This window comes from Frigidibacter sp. SD6-1 (genome assembly GCF_030143255.1).
Taxonomy (GTDB): Bacteria; Pseudomonadota; Alphaproteobacteria; order Rhodobacterales; family Rhodobacteraceae; genus TMP-24.
In genome coordinates, this window is record NZ_JARJNR010000008.1 from 39,167 (window position 1) to 54,899 (window position 15,733).

A 15,733-nucleotide genomic window follows, 5' to 3' on the forward strand; every position below is an offset into this window, starting at 1 on the left:
GGATGAGTGAAATGGAACGTATTCTGTTGACGGCAAGCGTCATCGCCATGGGCGCGAGCGGCGCATTCGCCGGTGGCATCGACCGCTCGGGCCAGTCGGTCGCGGTGATCTTCGAGAACGGCAACTATGCCGAATTCAGCCTGGGCAGCGTCAGCCCGTCGGTCTCGGGCCAGGCAGTCGCGATCCCGGCGCCGGGTCTGAACGGTGCGCTTTCGGGCGACATGGCCGCGAGCTACACCCAGTTCAGCGGCGCGATCAAATACAAGTTCTCCGATACTCTCGACGGCGCGCTGATCTTCGATCAGCCCTATGGCGCCAACGTGGACTACCCGGCCGGAACCGCTTATTACGCGACCGGTTCGACCGCTACGCTGAAGACCACGGCGATCACCGGCGTCCTGCAATACACCATGCCCTCGAATGTCAGCGTCTATGGCGGTCTGCGCTATGAGACGATGTCGGCCGAAGCCTCGATCCCCTTCGTTGCGGGTTACACCGCGACCGGTTCCAAGGATGGCGCGCTCGGCTATCTCGTCGGTATCGCTTACGAAAAGCCCGAGATCGCGCTGCGCGTCGCCCTGACCTACAATTCGAAGATCAAGCATGAGATCGATACGGCCGAGGCTTCCGGGTTGGGAGCCCTGAGCACAGTGACCGAAGTGAACTCGCCGAAGTCGGTGAACCTCGAATTCCAATCCGGCGTCGCAAAGGACACGCTGGTCTTCGGCTCGATCCGCTGGGTCGACTGGTCGAACTTCGACATATCGCCCGCCCAATACGGCGTCCTGACCAGCGGCGGGTCGCTCGTGTCCTATGACAATGACACGGTCAGCTACTCGATCGGCGTGGGCCGCAAGTTCAACGAGCACTGGTCGGCGGCGCTGACGCTCGGCTATGAAAAGCAGGATGGCGGCATTGCCTCCAACCTCGGCCCGACCGACGGCTACAAGAGCATCGGTCTCGGAGCGACCTACACCCAGGACAACATGAAGATCTCGGCCGGCGTGCGCTATGTCGATATCGGCGATGCGCAGGTGCAGCTCGGCCCGGTGTCGCCTTCGGCTAACTTCACCGACAACCATGCGGTCGGCTTCGGCATGCGGGTCGGCTTCAGCTTCTGATCCGGCTTCACCCTTTCGGAAGGGCCCCGCGATCCGCGGGGCCTTTTTCGTTTCGGATCAACGCCGCAAGAATCCGGGTGAATCTTGCCGCCCGACGGGCTAAGGGGATTGGGGGATATTCAGACGGAACGGCGATGATCTATCAGTCCGCAAGAGAATGGCAGGCGGCGCGCCGCAAGCGCGTGCTGCTCTTTGGCATGTCGGGGCTTGGGAAGACCCATATCTCGAACCTCCTGCGCGATGCGGGCGACTGGTTCCATTATTCCGTCGATTACCGGATCGGCACGCGCTACATGGGCGAGCACATCGCCGACAATTTCAAGCGAGAGGCGATGAAGGTGCCGCTTTTGCGGGAACTTCTGATGACGGATTCCGTCCATATCACCTCGAACATCACCTTCAACAATCTGGCGCCGCTTTCGACCTATCTCGGCAAGCCGGGCGATCCGGCCAGAGGCGGCGTGCCCTTCGCCGAATATCTGCGCCGCCAGGAACAGCATCGGGTGGCGGAAGTGGCCGCCCTTCTCGATACGCCCGCCTTCATCGAACGCGCCGAGGGTCTGTATGGCTATCCGAATTTCGTCTGCGATTCCGGCGGCTCGATCTGCGAGGTCGTGGACCCCGACGATCCGGCCGATCCGGTCCTGACGGCGCTCGAGGAGAACCTGCTGCTCGTCTGGATCGAGGGCGGCGAGGCGCACCGGGCCGAACTGATCCGCCGGTTCGACCGGGCGCCGAAGCCGATCTACTATCAGCCCGATTTCCTGAAAGCGCTCTGGGCGGACTACCTGAAAGCCGAAGGCAAGTCCGAGGCCGAGGTCGATCCCGACGCCTTCCTGCGTTTCGGTTATGCGCGCCTTCTCGACCACCGTCAGCCGCGCTACCGCGCGATGGCGCGCCGGGGTGTCACCGTCACGGCGGAAGACGTGGCGCGCGTGTCCTCGCCCCGGGCCTTCACCGATCTGATCGCTACCGCCCTTGAGCGTCGCGGCCAGGCGGCATAGATCAACCTGCGAAGGAGCGTCTCATGCCGATCACCCTGCCCGAAAGCCTCCCCGCCTTTGGTGTCCTTTCCAAGGAAGGCGTGATGGTCATGTCGCCGGATCGCGCCAGCCATCAGGACATCAGGCCGCTCAGGATCGGGCTTCTCAACCTGATGCCGAAGAAGATCCAGACCGAGAACCAGTTCGCCCGGCTGATCGGCGCCACGCCCTTGCAGATCGACTTCCAGCTGATCCGCATGACCGAGCATGAGACGAAGAATACAGCAGCCGAACATATGGCGGCCTTCTACCGTCCCTTCGCCGACGTCGCGGCCTCGGGCGAGACGTTCGACGGGCTGATCATCACCGGCGCGCCGATCGAACATCTTCCGTTCGAGGAGGTGACCTACTGGGACGAGCTCTGCCGCGTCATGGACTGGACGCAGAGCCATGTCCATTCGACCTTCGGCGTCTGCTGGGGCGGCATGGCGATGATCTATCATTTCCACGGTGTGAAGAAGCATATGCTGGACCACAAGGCCTTCGGCTGCTTCCGCCACCAGAACCGCCTGCCCGCCTCGCCCTATCTGCGCGGCTTCTCGGACGATTTCGTCATTCCTGTCAGCCGCTGGACCGAGATGAAGCAGGCAGAGATCGACGCTGCTCCGGGCCTCAGGACGCTTCTCGGCTCGGACGAGGTCGGACCCTGCCTGGTCGAGGACCCGGGCCACCGCGCGCTCTATATCTTCAACCATTTCGAATATGACAGCGGCACGCTGAAGGAAGAATATGACCGCGATGTCTCGAACGGCACGCCGATCAATGTGCCGATGAACTATTATCCCGACGACGACCCGGCGCGGCAGCCCATGAACCGCTGGCGCAGCCATGCGCATCTGCTCTACGGCAACTGGGTGAACGAGATTTACCAGACGACGCCCTTCGATCTTTCAGAGATCGGCAAGACGCGCTGAGGCCGCGCAAGGCGGGCGACCTCCTCGGACATTTCATGTCTCGTCGGGCTCTCCGCGCGAGGAGTGCACGAAGTGCTTCGACGAGCTGCCGCGCAGAGAATAGGCCCGGACGGTACCGTCCGGGCCCTTGAACTTCGTCCCCGTCAGGCTCAGCGCCCGCTCGTGGCCTCTTTCTTGGCGTCGGCATGGATCAGGAGCGGCCGCGCACCTTCGGTCTCGACCGCTTCCTGGTTGACCACGACTTCCTGCACCGAGCCCATGCCCGGCAGTTCGAACATCGTGTCGAGCAGGATATCCTCCATGATCGACCGAAGGCCGCGGGCACCGGTCTTGCGCTTGATCGCGCGCTTGGCGATCGCGGTCAGCGCGTCGGGCGTGAAGGTCAGCTTCACCCCTTCGATGTCGAAGAGCCGCTGGTACTGTTTCACCAGCGCATTCTTCGGCTCGGTCAGGATGGTGACCAGCGCATCCTCGTCCAGGTCTTCAAGCGTCGCCAGTACCGGCAGACGGCCGACGAATTCCGGGATCAGGCCGAACTTCAAGAGATCCTCAGGCTCCAGCTCCTTGAAAAGCTCGCCCACGCCGCGCGCATCGGGGTCCTTCACGTCGGCACCGAAACCGATGCCCGATCCCTTGCCACGCTGCGCGATGATCTTTTCAAGCCCGGCAAAGGCGCCGCCGCAGATGAAGAGGATATTGGTCGTATCGACCTGCAGGAATTCCTGCTGCGGATGCTTCCTGCCGCCCTGCGGCGGCACCGAGGCGACCGTGCCTTCCATGATCTTCAGAAGCGCCTGCTGCACGCCCTCGCCCGACACATCGCGGGTGATAGACGGATTGTCCGACTTCCGCGTGATCTTGTCGACCTCGTCGATATAGACGATGCCGCGCTGCGCGCGTTCGACGTTGTACTCACTGGCCTGCAGAAGCTTCAGGATGATGTTTTCCACATCCTCGCCGACATAGCCCGCCTCGGTCAGCGTCGTCGCGTCGGCCATGGTGAAGGGCACGTCGAGGATACGGGCGAGTGTCTGAGCCAGCAGCGTCTTGCCGCAGCCCGTCGGGCCGATCAGCAGGATGTTCGATTTCGCCAGCTCGATGTCGGAGGATTTCGCCGCATGGTTCAGGCGCTTGTAATGGTTATGGACCGCGACCGACAGCACGCGCTTGGCATGTTGCTGGCCGATCACATAATCGTCCAGAACCTTGCAAATCTCGCGCGGCGTCGGCACGCCGTCATGCGATTTCAGACCCGTGGTCTTCGTCTCTTCACGGATGATATCCATGCAAAGCTCGACGCATTCGTCGCAAATGAAGACCGTGGGGCCAGCAATCAGCTTTCTGACCTCATGCTGGCTCTTGCCGCAGAACGAGCAGTAAAGCGTGTTCTTGCTGTCGCTGCCTGAATTGTTCGCCATCCGTCACCTCTGCGGCCTGCCCCCGGCCATTAGCGCTCATTTAGAGCCGCCCTTTTCGGCAAGATTAGGGCAGCAACCGGGTCATCACAACGTCTAATTGCCCGGCCACACATTCTTGTGGCCGAACGTTACGTTCAGTCCTCGACCTTCGGGCGGCTTTCGAGGATTTCGTCGATGAGGCCCCAGTCCTTGGCATCCTCGGCCGACATGAAATTGTCCCGCTCCAGCGCCGCCTCGACCTTCTTGATCGGGTTGCCGGTGTGCTTGACGTAAATCTGGTTCAGCCGGTCCTTCAGCTTCTGGGTTTCCTGGGCGTGGATCATGATATCCGTCGCCTGGCCCTGATAGCCGCCCGAGGGCTGGTGGACCATGACCCGGCTGTTCGGCAGCGAGAAGCGCATGCCTTTCTCGCCCGCCGTCAAAAGCAGAGACCCCATCGAGGCCGCCTGCCCGATCACCAGGGTCGAGACCTTGGGCTTGATATACTGCATCGTGTCGTAGATCGACAGGCCCGAGGTCACAACGCCGCCCGGGCTGTTGATATACATCGCGATTTCCTTCGAGGGGTTTTCCGCCTCAAGGAACAGGAGCTGCGCGCAAATGAGCGTCGACATGCCGTCATGAACCGGACCGGCAAGGAAGATGATCCGCTCCTTCAGAAGCCGCGAATAGATGTCATATGCCCGTTCGCCGCGCGAGGTCTGTTCGACCACCATCGGCACGAGAGTGTTCATATAGAGATCGTACGGGTCTTTCATCGTCTGCCGCCTCGCGCTCATTCCGGTGTCTAGTCTTATGGGCCTTTGCTTACACAAGTCTTAGTGGCGCGCGACGGGGGCTGCAAGGGCGCGTCCGACCTGATGTGACCGCCAGCCGAGGGGGCGCCGCCAAGGCCCTTCTCAAAGCGCGCCTCCCGAGGCAGCATGCCGGAAGCACGGACAGGGGAATCTGATGGAATACGAGCGACTCGATGCAACCGGCATGGCCGCACTGGTCGCCCGCAGGGAGGCGAGCGCCGAAGAACTGCTCGATCTGGCGCTTGCGCAGGTGGAGCGGCTGAACCCGGCGCTGAACGCGGTCGTGCTGTTGCAAGAGGACGTGGCCCGCCGCGCCATTGCCCGGGGCCTGCCTGACGGCCCCTTCAAGGGCGTGCCCTTCCTTCTTAAGGACCTCGGCTGCGAGGCGGTCGATTTCCCCTCGCACAATGGCTCGCGGTTGCACGCCAATACCCGCTATCCCCGCGACAGCGCGATCTATGAGCGTATCCGCGCGACCGGCGTCGTCACTTTCGGCCGCACAACCTCGCCCGAGGGCGGTATCGGCCCGGCGACCGAGTCGGCCGTCTATGGCGGGCCGACGCGCAACCCCTGGGACCTATCGCGCACATCCGGCGGCTCTTCGGGCGGTGCGGGCGCGGCGGTCGCGGCGGGGATCGTGCCCGCCGCGCACGGGTCCGATGGCGGCGGGTCGGTGCGCATCCCGGCCTCGTCCTGCGGGCTTGTGGGCTTCAAGCCGACCCGCGCCCGCCTGCCCGACGGGCCCTATGTCGGCGAAGGCTGGGCGGGCATGGCCATCGACGGCTTCCTCACCCGGTCCGTCCGCGATACCGCGACCTTCCTCGATGCCTGCCAGGGCGCCGACCCCGGCGCGCCCTACTGGGCGCCGCCCTTGCACGAGAGCCACGCCGCCGCCATCGCCCGCCCACCCCGGCGGCTGCGCGTCGCGCTGTGCGACACGACCTTCACCGGCGAGCCGATCCACCCCGACTGCCGCGCGGCGGTTCTGTCGGCGGCGCGGCTTCTGGAAAGCCTCGGCCATCATGTCGAACCCGCAAGACCCACGGCGGATGTGAAGGGCATGATGCGCGCCTGGACGCGGATCGTCGCCTGCGGCACGGCGCTGTCGGTCCAGAAGACCGTCGCGGCGCGCGGAAGGCCGCTTGAGGAAGGCGAGGTCGAGGGCGTGACGCGCGGCGCCATGGACTATGCCGCCACCCTGTCAGGCGCGGATTATCTTGAGGCGGTCGGCAAGATCCATGCCTTCGGGCGAGAGATGGCGGCCTTCTTCCAGCCCCACGACATTCTTCTGTCTGCGACCCTGGCCGAGCCCCCTGCCCGCGTCGGCCGCTTCGGCCATGCGACCGAGGATTATGTCCACTACCGCACCGGCCCCGGAATGGTTTTCGACTATTCGCCCTTCTGCGCGGTCTTCAATGCCTCGGGCCAGCCCGCTGCCTCGCTGCCGCTCCACTGGAATGGCGACGGCCTGCCGATCGGCGTGCATCTCGCCGCCCCTTTCGGCGCGGACGAGATGCTGATTTCGCTCGCGGCGGAACTGGAGGCCGCTCAACCCTGGATGGCGCGACGTCCGCCCGCACCTTCAAATGCATACTAACATATTACCCCAGGTCACTTTTCGATTGCGCCGAATCCCCTTCTGCTGAAATCTGATCAAAAGCCGGGGGATCAGAGTGCCAAACGATGCGATAGAGGCCCGGAATATCTCGAAGATATTCGGGCAGGGCGAGGCGGCCGTGCGGGCGCTCGACAATGTCAGCGTTTCGATTTCGCAGGGCGAGTTCTTCACCCTCCTCGGCCCCTCCGGCTGCGGCAAGACCACGCTCCTGCGGATGATCGCCGGGTTCGAAAGCCCGACCAGCGGACAGATCCTGCTCGACGGCGCCGATGTGACCGAACTGCCGCCGAACAAGCGCCCGGTGAACACGGTGTTCCAGAGTTACGCGCTCTTTCCCCATCTGACCGTCGCCCAGAACGTCGCCTTCGGGCTGCAGATGCTGGGCAAGCCGCGCGCGGAGGTCGCCGAGACGACGGATCGGATGCTGGCGCTGGTGAAGCTCGACCAGATGGCCGGACGCAAGACCAGCCAACTCTCGGGCGGCCAGCAGCAGCGGGTGGCGCTGGCCCGCGCGCTGGCCCCTGCGCCGCGCGTGCTTTTGCTGGACGAGCCGCTTTCCGCGCTTGATCTGAAGCTCCGAAAGGAAATGCAGATCGAACTGAAGCGCCTGCAGCACGAAACCGGCATCACCTTCATCTTCGTCACACACGACCAGGAAGAAGCGCTGACAATGTCGGACCGGATCGCCGTGATGAGCGCGGGCAAGATCCAGCAGATCGGCGCGCCGAGGGATATCTACACCCGCCCGGTCAACCGCTTCGTGGCGGGCTTCATCGGCGAGACCAACTTCCTCGCGGCCGAAGCCGCAAACGGCCGCGTCACGCTCAAGGGCGGTGGTCCGACGGATGCGACGGTCGAGAGCGGGCGCAGCGGCGCGGTGACGGTCGCGATCCGCCCCGAACAGGTGCGGATCGGCGCGCCGGGCGAGGGCAGCCTGCCCGCAACCCTGCGCGATCTCGTCTATTTCGGCACCGACACCCATTGCTACCTCACGCTCGCCGACGGGTCCGAGGTGGTGGTGCGTCTGCAAAGCCCGGCCTCAGGCGATGTCGGGCTTGAACCGGGCGCAGAGGTCGGCCTCAGCTTCGCGCCGGGTGCGGCGCAGGTCCTGGGGGACTGAGATGGCAAATCTAGAAGACCGGCAGGATGCGCGCTCGGCCCGGAACGGCTGGCTCCTGTCGACACCCGCGCTGGTGCTTCTGGCGCTCGCGGCTGTCGGGCCGCTTTTCATAATGCTGGTTTATTCCTTCCTGGTGCCGGGCAAGTACGGCAATGTGGAATGGGGCTTCTCGACCGACGGCTGGACCGGCATCCTCTTTTCCCGCGACATATTCGACGACACGGTGAAACTCGCGGACGCGCATCTGACGATCTTCTGGCGCTCGATCAAGCTCTCGCTCCTGACGACGATCTTCACCTTCGCGGTCGGCTTCCCCACCGCCTGGTTCATTGCCACCCGCCCGCCGCGCGCCCGACCCTTCTGGCTTTTCCTCATCACGATCCCCTTCTGGACCAACCTTCTGATCCGCACCTATGCGATCAACGAGGTCATCCGCATCGAGGGGCTGATGAATACGATCCTTCTGAAGCTCGGGCTCATTACCGAGCCCTTGCGGATCATCTACACCGATTTCGCGGTCTTCATCGGCATGACATACGTCTACCTGCCCCTGATGGTGCTGCCCATGTTCGCCGCCATCGACCGGTTCGACATGCGGCTTCTGGAAGCCGGCTACGACCTTTACGCCACGCGCTGGCAGATCCTGCGCCGCATCATCCTGCCGGTGGTGAAGCCCGGGATCATCGCCGGATCGATCCTCGTCTTCGTCCCCTCGCTCGGCGCCTATGTGACACCGCGCGTCCTGGGCGGCGGCAAGCAGATGATGATCTCGAACTTCATCGAACTGCAGTTCGGACAGGGCCGCAACTGGCCGCTGGGCGCAGCGCTCTCGATGCTGCTTCTCGTGGTCGTCACCATCGCTCTTCTCATCTATGTCCGCTACGCGAACCGGGAGACGAGCCATGGCTAACCGCGCCTTCTCGGTCTCGCGCCTGCCGGGCTTTACCGTGACCGCGCTCGCGGTCTTCGCGATCCTCTATCTGCCGATCCTGACACTCGTCGCCTATTCCTTCAACGCGAGCCAGTCGGTCGCGGTTTGGGGCGGGCTGACACTCGACTGGTATGGCAAGGCCTGGGCAAACGATCATGTGAAGGACGCGACCCTGCGGTCGCTGACCATTGCGGTTTCGGCCAGTCTGATTTCGACAACCGTCGCCACGCTCGCCGCCCTCGGCACCACGCGGCGGAAACCATTCAAGGGCCAGACCTTCATCTATGTGATGATCAATCAGCCGCTGATGGTGCCGGAGATCGTAACCGCCGTCGCCCTGCTGATCTTCTTCGCCTCGATCAAGATCGCCACCGGCTATCAGGGCCTCGGCTATCTGATCCTCGCCCATTCCGCCTTCTGCGTGCCCTTCGCCTATCTGCCGATCCGCGCGCGCCTTGAGGGGATGGATTTCAGCCTGGAAACCGCCGCCGCCGACCTTTACGCTTCCCCCTGGCAGACGTTCCGGCATGTGACGCTGCCTTTGCTCGGCCCCGGCATCATCGCCGGTTCGATGCTCGCCTTCGTCATCTCTCTTGATGATGTGGTGATCACCGAATTCGTGAAATCGGGCGGGCAGGATACATTGCCCACCTACATGCTCGGCCAGATGCGCCGCCAGCTGACGCCAGAGATCAACGCGGTCTCCTCGATGCTTCTGGCGCTGACCGTGGCGCTTCTGACCGCCTTCTTCCTACTGACGCGCAAGAAAACAAACTGAAACAGGGAGTATCGACATGAAGAGACTACTCACGGCAACCGCCCTTCTTCTCGCGACCACCGGTCTTGCCAGTGCGGAGGGTGAATTGCAGCTTTACAATTGGGGCAATTACACGAACCCCGACCTTCTGGCGAAGTTCGAGAAGGAGACGGGCATCAAGGTCACCGTCACCGATTATGACAGCAACGACGCGGCGCTGGCCAAGGTCGAGGCGGGCGGTCACGGGTTCGACCTGGTGGTGCCATCAGCCAATTATGTGCCGATCTGGGTCGAGAAAGGGCTGATCCAGGAACTGGACATGTCGAAACTCGCCAATCACGGCAATATCGCGCCGGAATGGATGGATGTCGCCTGGGATCCGGGTCGAAAATTCACGGTTCCGTGGCAGTGGGGCACGACCGGCATCGCGGTTAACACCAAGATCTACGGCGGCGACATCAACACGTCGAACGTCTTCCTCAACGTGCCGGACGAGCTGAAGGGCAAGATCAACGTCGTGCCCGAGATGAACGACATCATCAACCTCGCGATCTTCTGGGCGGGCGGCGAGCCCTGCACCGAGGACAAGGAAGTGCTGAAGAAGGTGCGCGACGCGCTGGTCGCGGCCAAGCCCGACTGGCTGTCGATGGATTATGGCGCGACCGAACATCTGTCGAACGGCGACTGGGCGGCCTCGGTCAACTGGAACGGTTCGACCATGCGGGTGCGGCTCGCCACCAATGGCGACGTGCAATATGGCTATCCGGTCGAGGGCTACCCGATCTGGATGGATTCGGTCGCCCTTCTGAAGGACGCCCAGAATGTAGACGAGGCCTACAAGTTTCTCGACTTCATCGCCTTGCCGGAAAACGCCGCGCTGATTTCGGCCTTCGCCCGCTATGCCAACGGGATTGCCGGGTCCGAGGAATTCATGCCCGACGACATGAAGGACGCTCCGGAAGTGGTCATTCCCGAACAGTTCAAGGCATCAGGCCACTTCCTGCCGACCTGCTCGCCCCAGGCCCAGGAATATATCACCGCGATCTGGACCGAGCTTCAGAAGTAAGCGCGACCCATCTTGCCACTGCCAGCCGCCGGATCAATCCGGCGGCTGTTCTTTTGCGCGCACCGCCCTATGTTCGGCACATGACAGGTTCCGCCCTCATCGTCGCGCACGGCCAGCCCTCCGACCCCGAACCACCCGAGGCGGAAATCGCCGCGCTTGCGGCTGCCGTCGGCGCGTTGCTGCCAGGATGGCGGATCGCCGGAGCAACCCTCGCCGCCCCGCGCACACTTGAGCAGGCCCTGCAAGACCTTAGCGATCCGCTCGTCTTCCCCTTCTTCATGGCCGACGGCTGGTTCACCCGCAGCGAGCTGCCGCGTCGGCTGGCGGCGGCGGGTCATTCCAGCCTCGCGATCCTGCCCGCTTTCGGCCTTCTGCCCGGCATCGCCACGCTCGCCGCCGAGGTTGCACGAGAGGCGGCGACCGCCAACGGCTGGGTGGTGGCGGGTACCAGTGTCCTCCTTGCCGCGCACGGCTCTGGCCGAAGCCGCGCTTCGGCGGCAGCGACGCGGGCCATCGCCGCCAGACTGACGGGCTTTGCCTCGGTTCATGTTGGCTTCGTCGAGGAGGCGCCTTATGTTGCTGACGCGGCGCGCGACCTCGGCCCCCGCGCGCTTTGCCTGCCGCTCTTCGTCGCGCGCTGGGGTCATGTGCAGACGGATATCCCGACCGCGCTTGCCGAGGCCAGGTTCGGGGGCGAACTGCTCGCCCCGCTTGGCACCCATCCCACCGTCCCGGCCCTCATCGCCCGCGCCTTGGCGGATCACCGCGTAACGGCAGGGTAATCCTTTCTCAACCTGTCGGTGCCTAGCCTTTCCCCGGGTTGAGAGGGGAAGGACCATGGGACGTATTGCAGCGACGGGAAGGTCAGCGCGCGAAAGCGGCAGCGGCAACGACCCGCTGGACTATTGGCTTGAACAGGAGCGCCAGCAGGGCATCGAGGATGACTGGGCGCAGGCGGGCGACGAGCGGCTCCCTTCCGGCTGGTGGCTTCTGCCGGTGATGGTCATGGCCCTGCCGCTGTGGGGTTTCCTGATCTGGATGGCCTTCCTGCGCTGACGCCTCCAGTCAGCGATCCGACGGGTCGATTGCCGCGCCGAGGGCCGCGACCAGGCCCGCCCGCACCGACCGTTCGCAATCCAGCGCCAGCGCCTTGCGTGAGGCAAAAGCGTCGACGCTGACCGGCGGGTGAAAGATCACCTCGACCCGCCCCTGCCGTTTTGCGGCCAGCGTGTGCATAAGGTGCGGCGCGAGGTCCATCTCGCCCCACCAGCCGTAGAACCGTTTGTCGGCGCCCGCAGGCGCATGATAGGCGACCGTGACCGGCTGGATCTGCATCACATGTTCCAGCCCGTGGGTATAGAAGGCCTGAAAGAGAGTTGACTTGAACGGCAGGACCCGCATGCCATCGGTCGACGTGCCTTCGGGAAAGAACAGGAGCCGATGGCCCGCGCGAAGCCGCGCCTCGAACTCCGCCTGCTGTGCACGGGCCCGCCGCGGGTCGCGCTCGATGAAAACCGTACCGGTCGCGCGCGCCAGCCAGCCGATGAAGGGCCAGCCCGACACTTCCGCCTTCGAGACGAAATAGACCCGTTGGCAGGCGTTCAGCGCGAATATGTCGAGCCAGGAGGAGTGATTGGCGACGGTCGCCCCGCGATGCGCCATGGGTTGGCCGCGACAGACATAGCCCATGCCGAGGATCAGGAAGGCCAGACGGCAGACAGCTTGGGTGATGAAGGGCGTCACCGGCCGCGCCTGCCCGCAAAGCGGTGCCTCGAGCAGACGGGAGAGGAGCATCACCACGAGCCCGAGCGAGGTCAGAAATCCCAGCGAGATCGCGCGCACCAGTGCCCTGACCCACCCCGCCGCTGTCGGCGCGGCAAAGGTCGGCTCCTCTTCCGGGCGCCAGGTGGTCACACCTTGGCCTCATGCTTGCGCGTGTAGAAATCGCGATGGCGGGTGCTCATCGCCTGGGTGTCCATCAGAAGGCAGACGTCGGTCGTGTTGAAGACATGGTCGACAAAGGCCCCCTCGCCGACAAATCCGCCAAGCCGCAGATAGGCCTTCATCAGCGCGGGCATCTCGACCATGGCCTGGCGCCGGTCGATCTCTGCCGCGGGCATCAGGTCCATGCTCTCGAACCGGCGCGACCGCACCCGCAGGTCCGGTGGCGCCAGATGGTGATGATGAAGCCAGCTCAGCGGCCGCCGCAGTGCATGTATGTCGGTGCCGTGAAACGAGGCGACGCCAAACATGATCTCGATCCCGTTCTCCAGCACATAGTCCGCAAGCCCGTTCCACAGAAGGAACATTCCTGCCCCGCCCCGATGCCCGGCATCGACGCATGACCGGCCCAGTTCCAGGAGCCGCCGCCCCGACCGCCTGAGCGGCGCCAGATCATATTCCCCGTCGCAATAGAACCGGCCGAACGCCTCGGCCCGGCCGCCGTGCAGAAGCCGGTAGGCGCCCACGACATGATCGAGCGCGCCCGTGCCGCGTGTCAGATCCACAAGCACCAGATGATCGTTGATATCGTCGAACTCATCGCGCTCGAACCGGCCGAGATGGTCCACATACGGCCCGTCACCGCCCAGTTCCTCGACGAAAACCCGGTAGCGCAGCCGCTGCGCTGCCAGAAGGTCGGCCTCACCCTGGGCCAGCCGCACCTGGTATTGCGATGTCTCGGCCGTCATCGGCATCCTGTCATCAGCCTCGGGTCTTTACCTTCGCGGTGGCGGTTTTACGGGCAGGCGCGGGATTCGGCAACATGCTCGCCGTTGACTCGCGTTAAAGCTGCATTAACCATTCGGCATCATTCCTGCGGTACGGACCGTCCCGAAACCAGCCTGAGCACCACATGATTGCCGTCGATCACCACCTTGCCGCGATGTTCGAAATTCACGGTGATCTTCAGACCGATGCGGCTTTGCACCTGACCAAGGCCCCAGTCCGGTTCCCGCGGATGGGCGACGATCATTCCGGGCTCCAGAAATTCGTTCACCTTTCACTCCGTTCCGGGGGTACCCGATGCATTTAGCCGCAGTCGCCGACGACGCCAAGCCGGACATGGCGTCACTCCTTGCCTCCCGGATCTGTCATGACCTCGTCAGCCCCCTCGGCGCCATCGCCAACGGGCTGGAGCTGCTCGCCATGTCCGGCATTGCCGCGGGACCCGAGCTCGCGCTGATCTCCGAAAGCGTCGCGGCGGCGAACGACCGTATCCGTTTCTTCCGCATCGCCTTCGGGCAGGCCCACGCCGATCAGCGGATCGCGCGCGCCGATCTGCAGGCCGCGGTCGACGCGCAAGGCCGCACCAGCCGCCTGGCAATCGACTGGACCGTCGCGCCCGATGGCGCCGAACGCGGACCGGCGAAGCTTGCCCTTCTCGCCATTCTCTGCCTCGAAAGCGCGATGCCGCGCGGCGGGAAGGTGGCGGTCGAGGCTGGCGGCCAGTGGCGCGTGACCGGCCAGGCCGAGATGATCCGCCAGGACAATCCGCTCTGGGCCCGGCTCGGCGCCGCCGGAGAGATAAGGGACCTGCCCCCCGCGCTCATCCAGTTCGCGCTTCTCGCAAGCGAAGCGCAGCGCCTCGGCCGCGTCCTCGGGGTCGAGATGGCTGCAAACCGGATCAGCGTGAGCTTCTGACCTCAGGGCCGGACGGTCCCGTCGCCGGTCACCAGATATTTGAAGCTGGTCAGCTGTTCGGCGCCCACGGGCCCGCGCGCATGCATCTTGCCGGTGGCGATGCCGATCTCGCCGCCCATGCCGAACTCGCCGCCGTCGGCGAACTGGGTCGAGGCATTGCGCATCAGGATCGCGCTGTCGAGCCGCTGGAAGAAACGGTCGGCGGTCGCGTCATTCTCGGTCAGGATCGCCTCGGTGTGCGACGAGCCATAACGGCGGATATGGGCGATGGCCTCGTCGACGCCGTCCACGAGTTTCGCCGCGATGATCCTGTCAAGGAACTCGCGGCCGAAATCGTCCGGCGCGGCCTTGACGGTGCCAGGCACTTTCAGAAGCTCGCCCTCGGTCCGGACTTCGACGCCCGCCTTCAGCAGGTCCTCGATGAGGACCGCGCCATGCTTCGTATAGAACTGCCAGTCGATCAGCAGGCATTCCGCCGCGCCGCAGATGCCGGTCCGGCGGGTCTTGGCGTTCAGGACAACGGCGCGGGCCTTCTCAAGGTCGGCGTCACGGTCGGCATAGACATGGCAGATGCCTTCGAGATGGGCAAAGACCGGCACCCGGGCCTCCTTCTGCACAAGACCCACGAGCCCCTTGCCGCCACGCGGCACGATCACGTCGATATGGTTTACCATGCGCAGCATCTCGGCCACCGCCGCCCGGTCGCGGGTGGGGACAAGCTGGATCGCATCCGGTGAAAGGCCTGCGTCCTTCAGACCCTGAACCATGCAGTCATGAATCGCTTCCGAGGAATGGAAGCTTTCCGACCCGCCGCGCAGGATGACCGCATTCCCGGCCTGCAGGCAAAGCGCGCCCGCATCCGCCGTCACATTGGGGCGGCTTTCGAAGATCACGCCGACGACGCCGAGGGGCGTGCGCACCCTCTTGATATTCAGCCCGTTCGGCCGGTTCCATTCGGCGATCACCGCGCCCACCGGGTCCTTCTGCGCCGCAACCGCCTTCAGCCCGTCGACGATCGCCCGAATCCGGTTCTCGTCAAGCGTGAGGCGATCCATCATCGCCGCGGTGAGGCCCTTTTCCGCGCCATAGGCGAGGTCCATGTAATTGGCGTCGAGAATCTCCTGCCGCCGGTCCCAGACCGCCTGGGCGGCCGAGACAAGCGCGGCATGCTTGCGCTCGGACGAGGCACAGGCAAGCTCCCCGGCCGCCGCTTTCGCGCGGGCGCCAATGCCCGCCATCAGCGCCGCGATATCCATCCTGCCCTGATCCGCCTGCATCTCTTCCGTTCCCAAATATCCCACGGGGG

At 64.3% G+C, this 15,733-nt stretch carries 17 protein-coding genes; 11 read left to right on the forward strand and 6 right to left on the reverse strand.

The genetic code is table 11. The annotated features are described in order from the left end of the window. The first annotated feature begins 11 nt into the window (after positions 1–11). The 3 genes from P0645_RS15180 (at position 12) to metA (ending at position 3,078) form a co-directional block, all read left to right on the forward strand. Positions 12–1,121: an OmpP1/FadL family transporter gene (locus P0645_RS15180; protein ID WP_284165437.1), complete on the forward strand. Its 1,110-nt coding sequence runs from the start codon at positions 12–14 to the stop codon at positions 1,119–1,121. Between the two features lie 134 nt (positions 1,122–1,255). Next, positions 1,256–2,125, forward strand: a complete 870-nt coding sequence (locus P0645_RS15185) for an ATPase (RefSeq protein ID WP_284165438.1) — start codon at positions 1,256–1,258, stop codon at positions 2,123–2,125. 23 nt (positions 2,126–2,148) lie between these two features. Beyond that, positions 2,149–3,078, forward strand: a complete 930-nt coding sequence (gene metA / locus P0645_RS15190) for a homoserine O-acetyltransferase MetA (protein ID WP_284165439.1) — start codon at positions 2,149–2,151, stop codon at positions 3,076–3,078. 149 nt (positions 3,079–3,227) lie between these two features. On the opposite strand, the gene clpX is transcribed toward metA, so the two are convergent. Together clpX and P0645_RS15200 are read right to left on the reverse strand one after the other, a co-directional pair. Continuing rightward, complete coding sequence (clpX, locus tag P0645_RS15195) at positions 3,228–4,496, reverse strand: ATP-dependent Clp protease ATP-binding subunit ClpX (protein WP_284165440.1); 1,269 nt, start codon at positions 4,494–4,496, stop codon at positions 3,228–3,230. 134 nt (positions 4,497–4,630) lie between these two features. Then, positions 4,631–5,254, reverse strand: coding sequence for an ATP-dependent Clp protease proteolytic subunit (locus P0645_RS15200; protein ID WP_284165536.1), 624 nt, complete (start codon positions 5,252–5,254; stop codon positions 4,631–4,633). 193 nt (positions 5,255–5,447) lie between these two features. Here P0645_RS15200 and P0645_RS15205 point away from each other — a divergent pair, with 193 nt between their 5' ends. From P0645_RS15205 to P0645_RS15235, 7 genes are all read left to right on the forward strand, one after another. After that, a complete protein-coding gene (locus tag P0645_RS15205) occupies positions 5,448–6,890 on the forward strand; it encodes an amidase (protein WP_284165441.1) in 1,443 nt (480 codons plus the stop codon). Between the two features lie 76 nt (positions 6,891–6,966). Continuing rightward, the gene (locus P0645_RS15210; protein ID WP_284165442.1) at positions 6,967–8,031 is read left to right on the forward strand and encodes an ABC transporter ATP-binding protein; all 1,065 of its coding nucleotides are present in this window, start codon (positions 6,967–6,969) and stop codon (positions 8,029–8,031) included. Position 8,032: 1 nt separating this feature from the next. Then, positions 8,033–8,941, forward strand: a complete 909-nt coding sequence (locus tag P0645_RS15215; RefSeq protein ID WP_284165443.1) for an ABC transporter permease — start codon at positions 8,033–8,035, stop codon at positions 8,939–8,941. Further along, positions 8,934–9,740 (forward strand): ABC transporter permease, encoded by an 807-nt coding sequence (locus P0645_RS15220; RefSeq protein WP_284165444.1) that lies wholly within the window; start codon positions 8,934–8,936, stop codon positions 9,738–9,740. Before P0645_RS15215 ends, P0645_RS15220 begins: the two co-directional genes overlap by 8 nt. Before the next feature lie 16 nt (positions 9,741–9,756). Further along, a complete protein-coding gene (locus P0645_RS15225; protein ID WP_284165445.1) occupies positions 9,757–10,785 on the forward strand; it encodes an extracellular solute-binding protein in 1,029 nt (342 codons plus the stop codon). An 80-nt stretch (positions 10,786–10,865) separates the two neighbouring features. After that, positions 10,866–11,567 (forward strand): sirohydrochlorin chelatase, encoded by a 702-nt coding sequence (locus tag P0645_RS15230; RefSeq protein ID WP_284165446.1) that lies wholly within the window; start codon positions 10,866–10,868, stop codon positions 11,565–11,567. A gap of 55 nt (positions 11,568–11,622) precedes the next feature. Next, positions 11,623–11,841 (forward strand): hypothetical protein, encoded by a 219-nt coding sequence (locus tag P0645_RS15235; protein ID WP_284165447.1) that lies wholly within the window; start codon positions 11,623–11,625, stop codon positions 11,839–11,841. Positions 11,842–11,850: 9 nt separating this feature from the next. On the opposite strand, the gene olsA is transcribed toward P0645_RS15235, so the two are convergent. From olsA to P0645_RS15250, 3 genes are all read right to left on the reverse strand, one after another. Beyond that, positions 11,851–12,699 carry a lyso-ornithine lipid O-acyltransferase gene (olsA, locus tag P0645_RS15240; RefSeq protein ID WP_284165448.1) on the reverse strand — a complete coding sequence of 283 codons (849 nt, stop codon included), beginning with the start codon at positions 12,697–12,699 and terminating at the stop codon, positions 11,851–11,853. Further along, complete coding sequence (gene olsB, locus P0645_RS15245; protein ID WP_284165537.1) at positions 12,696–13,475, reverse strand: L-ornithine N(alpha)-acyltransferase; 780 nt, start codon at positions 13,473–13,475, stop codon at positions 12,696–12,698. Before olsB ends, olsA begins: the two co-directional genes overlap by 4 nt. Before the next feature lie 119 nt (positions 13,476–13,594). Continuing rightward, positions 13,595–13,783 (reverse strand): DUF3553 domain-containing protein, encoded by a 189-nt coding sequence (locus tag P0645_RS15250; protein WP_284165449.1) that lies wholly within the window; start codon positions 13,781–13,783, stop codon positions 13,595–13,597. 26 nt (positions 13,784–13,809) lie between these two features. Here P0645_RS15250 and P0645_RS15255 point away from each other — a divergent pair, with 26 nt between their 5' ends. Beyond that, positions 13,810–14,427: a histidine phosphotransferase family protein gene (locus P0645_RS15255; RefSeq protein ID WP_284165450.1), complete on the forward strand. Its 618-nt coding sequence runs from the start codon at positions 13,810–13,812 to the stop codon at positions 14,425–14,427. Between the two features lie 2 nt (positions 14,428–14,429). Here P0645_RS15255 and P0645_RS15260 read toward each other — a convergent pair whose 3' ends face one another. Then, a complete protein-coding gene (locus tag P0645_RS15260; RefSeq protein ID WP_284165451.1) occupies positions 14,430–15,704 on the reverse strand; it encodes a glutamate-5-semialdehyde dehydrogenase in 1,275 nt (424 codons plus the stop codon). Between the last annotated feature and the right edge of the window lie 29 nt (positions 15,705–15,733).

Bases quoted from the DNA above. Each gene is read 5' to 3' on its own strand.
- P0645_RS15180 (WP_284165437.1), top strand. From the start codon at position 12: ATGGAACGTATTCTGTTGACGGCAAGCGTCATCGCCATGGGCGCGAGC.
- P0645_RS15185 (WP_284165438.1), top strand. From the start codon at position 1,256: ATGATCTATCAGTCCGCAAGAGAATGGCAGGCGGCGCGCCGCAAGCGC.
- metA (WP_284165439.1), top strand. From the start codon at position 2,149: ATGCCGATCACCCTGCCCGAAAGCCTCCCCGCCTTTGGTGTCCTTTCC.
- clpX (WP_284165440.1), bottom strand. From the start codon at position 4,496: ATGGCGAACAATTCAGGCAGCGACAGCAAGAACACGCTTTACTGCTCG.
- P0645_RS15200 (WP_284165536.1), bottom strand. From the start codon at position 5,254: ATGAAAGACCCGTACGATCTCTATATGAACACTCTCGTGCCGATGGTG.
- P0645_RS15205 (WP_284165441.1), top strand. From the start codon at position 5,448: ATGGAATACGAGCGACTCGATGCAACCGGCATGGCCGCACTGGTCGCC.
- P0645_RS15215 (WP_284165443.1), top strand. From the start codon at position 8,033: ATGGCAAATCTAGAAGACCGGCAGGATGCGCGCTCGGCCCGGAACGGC.
- P0645_RS15220 (WP_284165444.1), top strand. From the start codon at position 8,934: ATGGCTAACCGCGCCTTCTCGGTCTCGCGCCTGCCGGGCTTTACCGTG.
- P0645_RS15225 (WP_284165445.1), top strand. From the start codon at position 9,757: ATGAAGAGACTACTCACGGCAACCGCCCTTCTTCTCGCGACCACCGGT.
- P0645_RS15230 (WP_284165446.1), top strand. From the start codon at position 10,866: ATGACAGGTTCCGCCCTCATCGTCGCGCACGGCCAGCCCTCCGACCCC.
- P0645_RS15235 (WP_284165447.1), top strand. From the start codon at position 11,623: ATGGGACGTATTGCAGCGACGGGAAGGTCAGCGCGCGAAAGCGGCAGC.
- olsB (WP_284165537.1), bottom strand. From the start codon at position 13,475: ATGACGGCCGAGACATCGCAATACCAGGTGCGGCTGGCCCAGGGTGAG.
- P0645_RS15255 (WP_284165450.1), top strand. From the start codon at position 13,810: ATGCATTTAGCCGCAGTCGCCGACGACGCCAAGCCGGACATGGCGTCA.
- P0645_RS15260 (WP_284165451.1), bottom strand. From the start codon at position 15,704: ATGCAGGCGGATCAGGGCAGGATGGATATCGCGGCGCTGATGGCGGGC.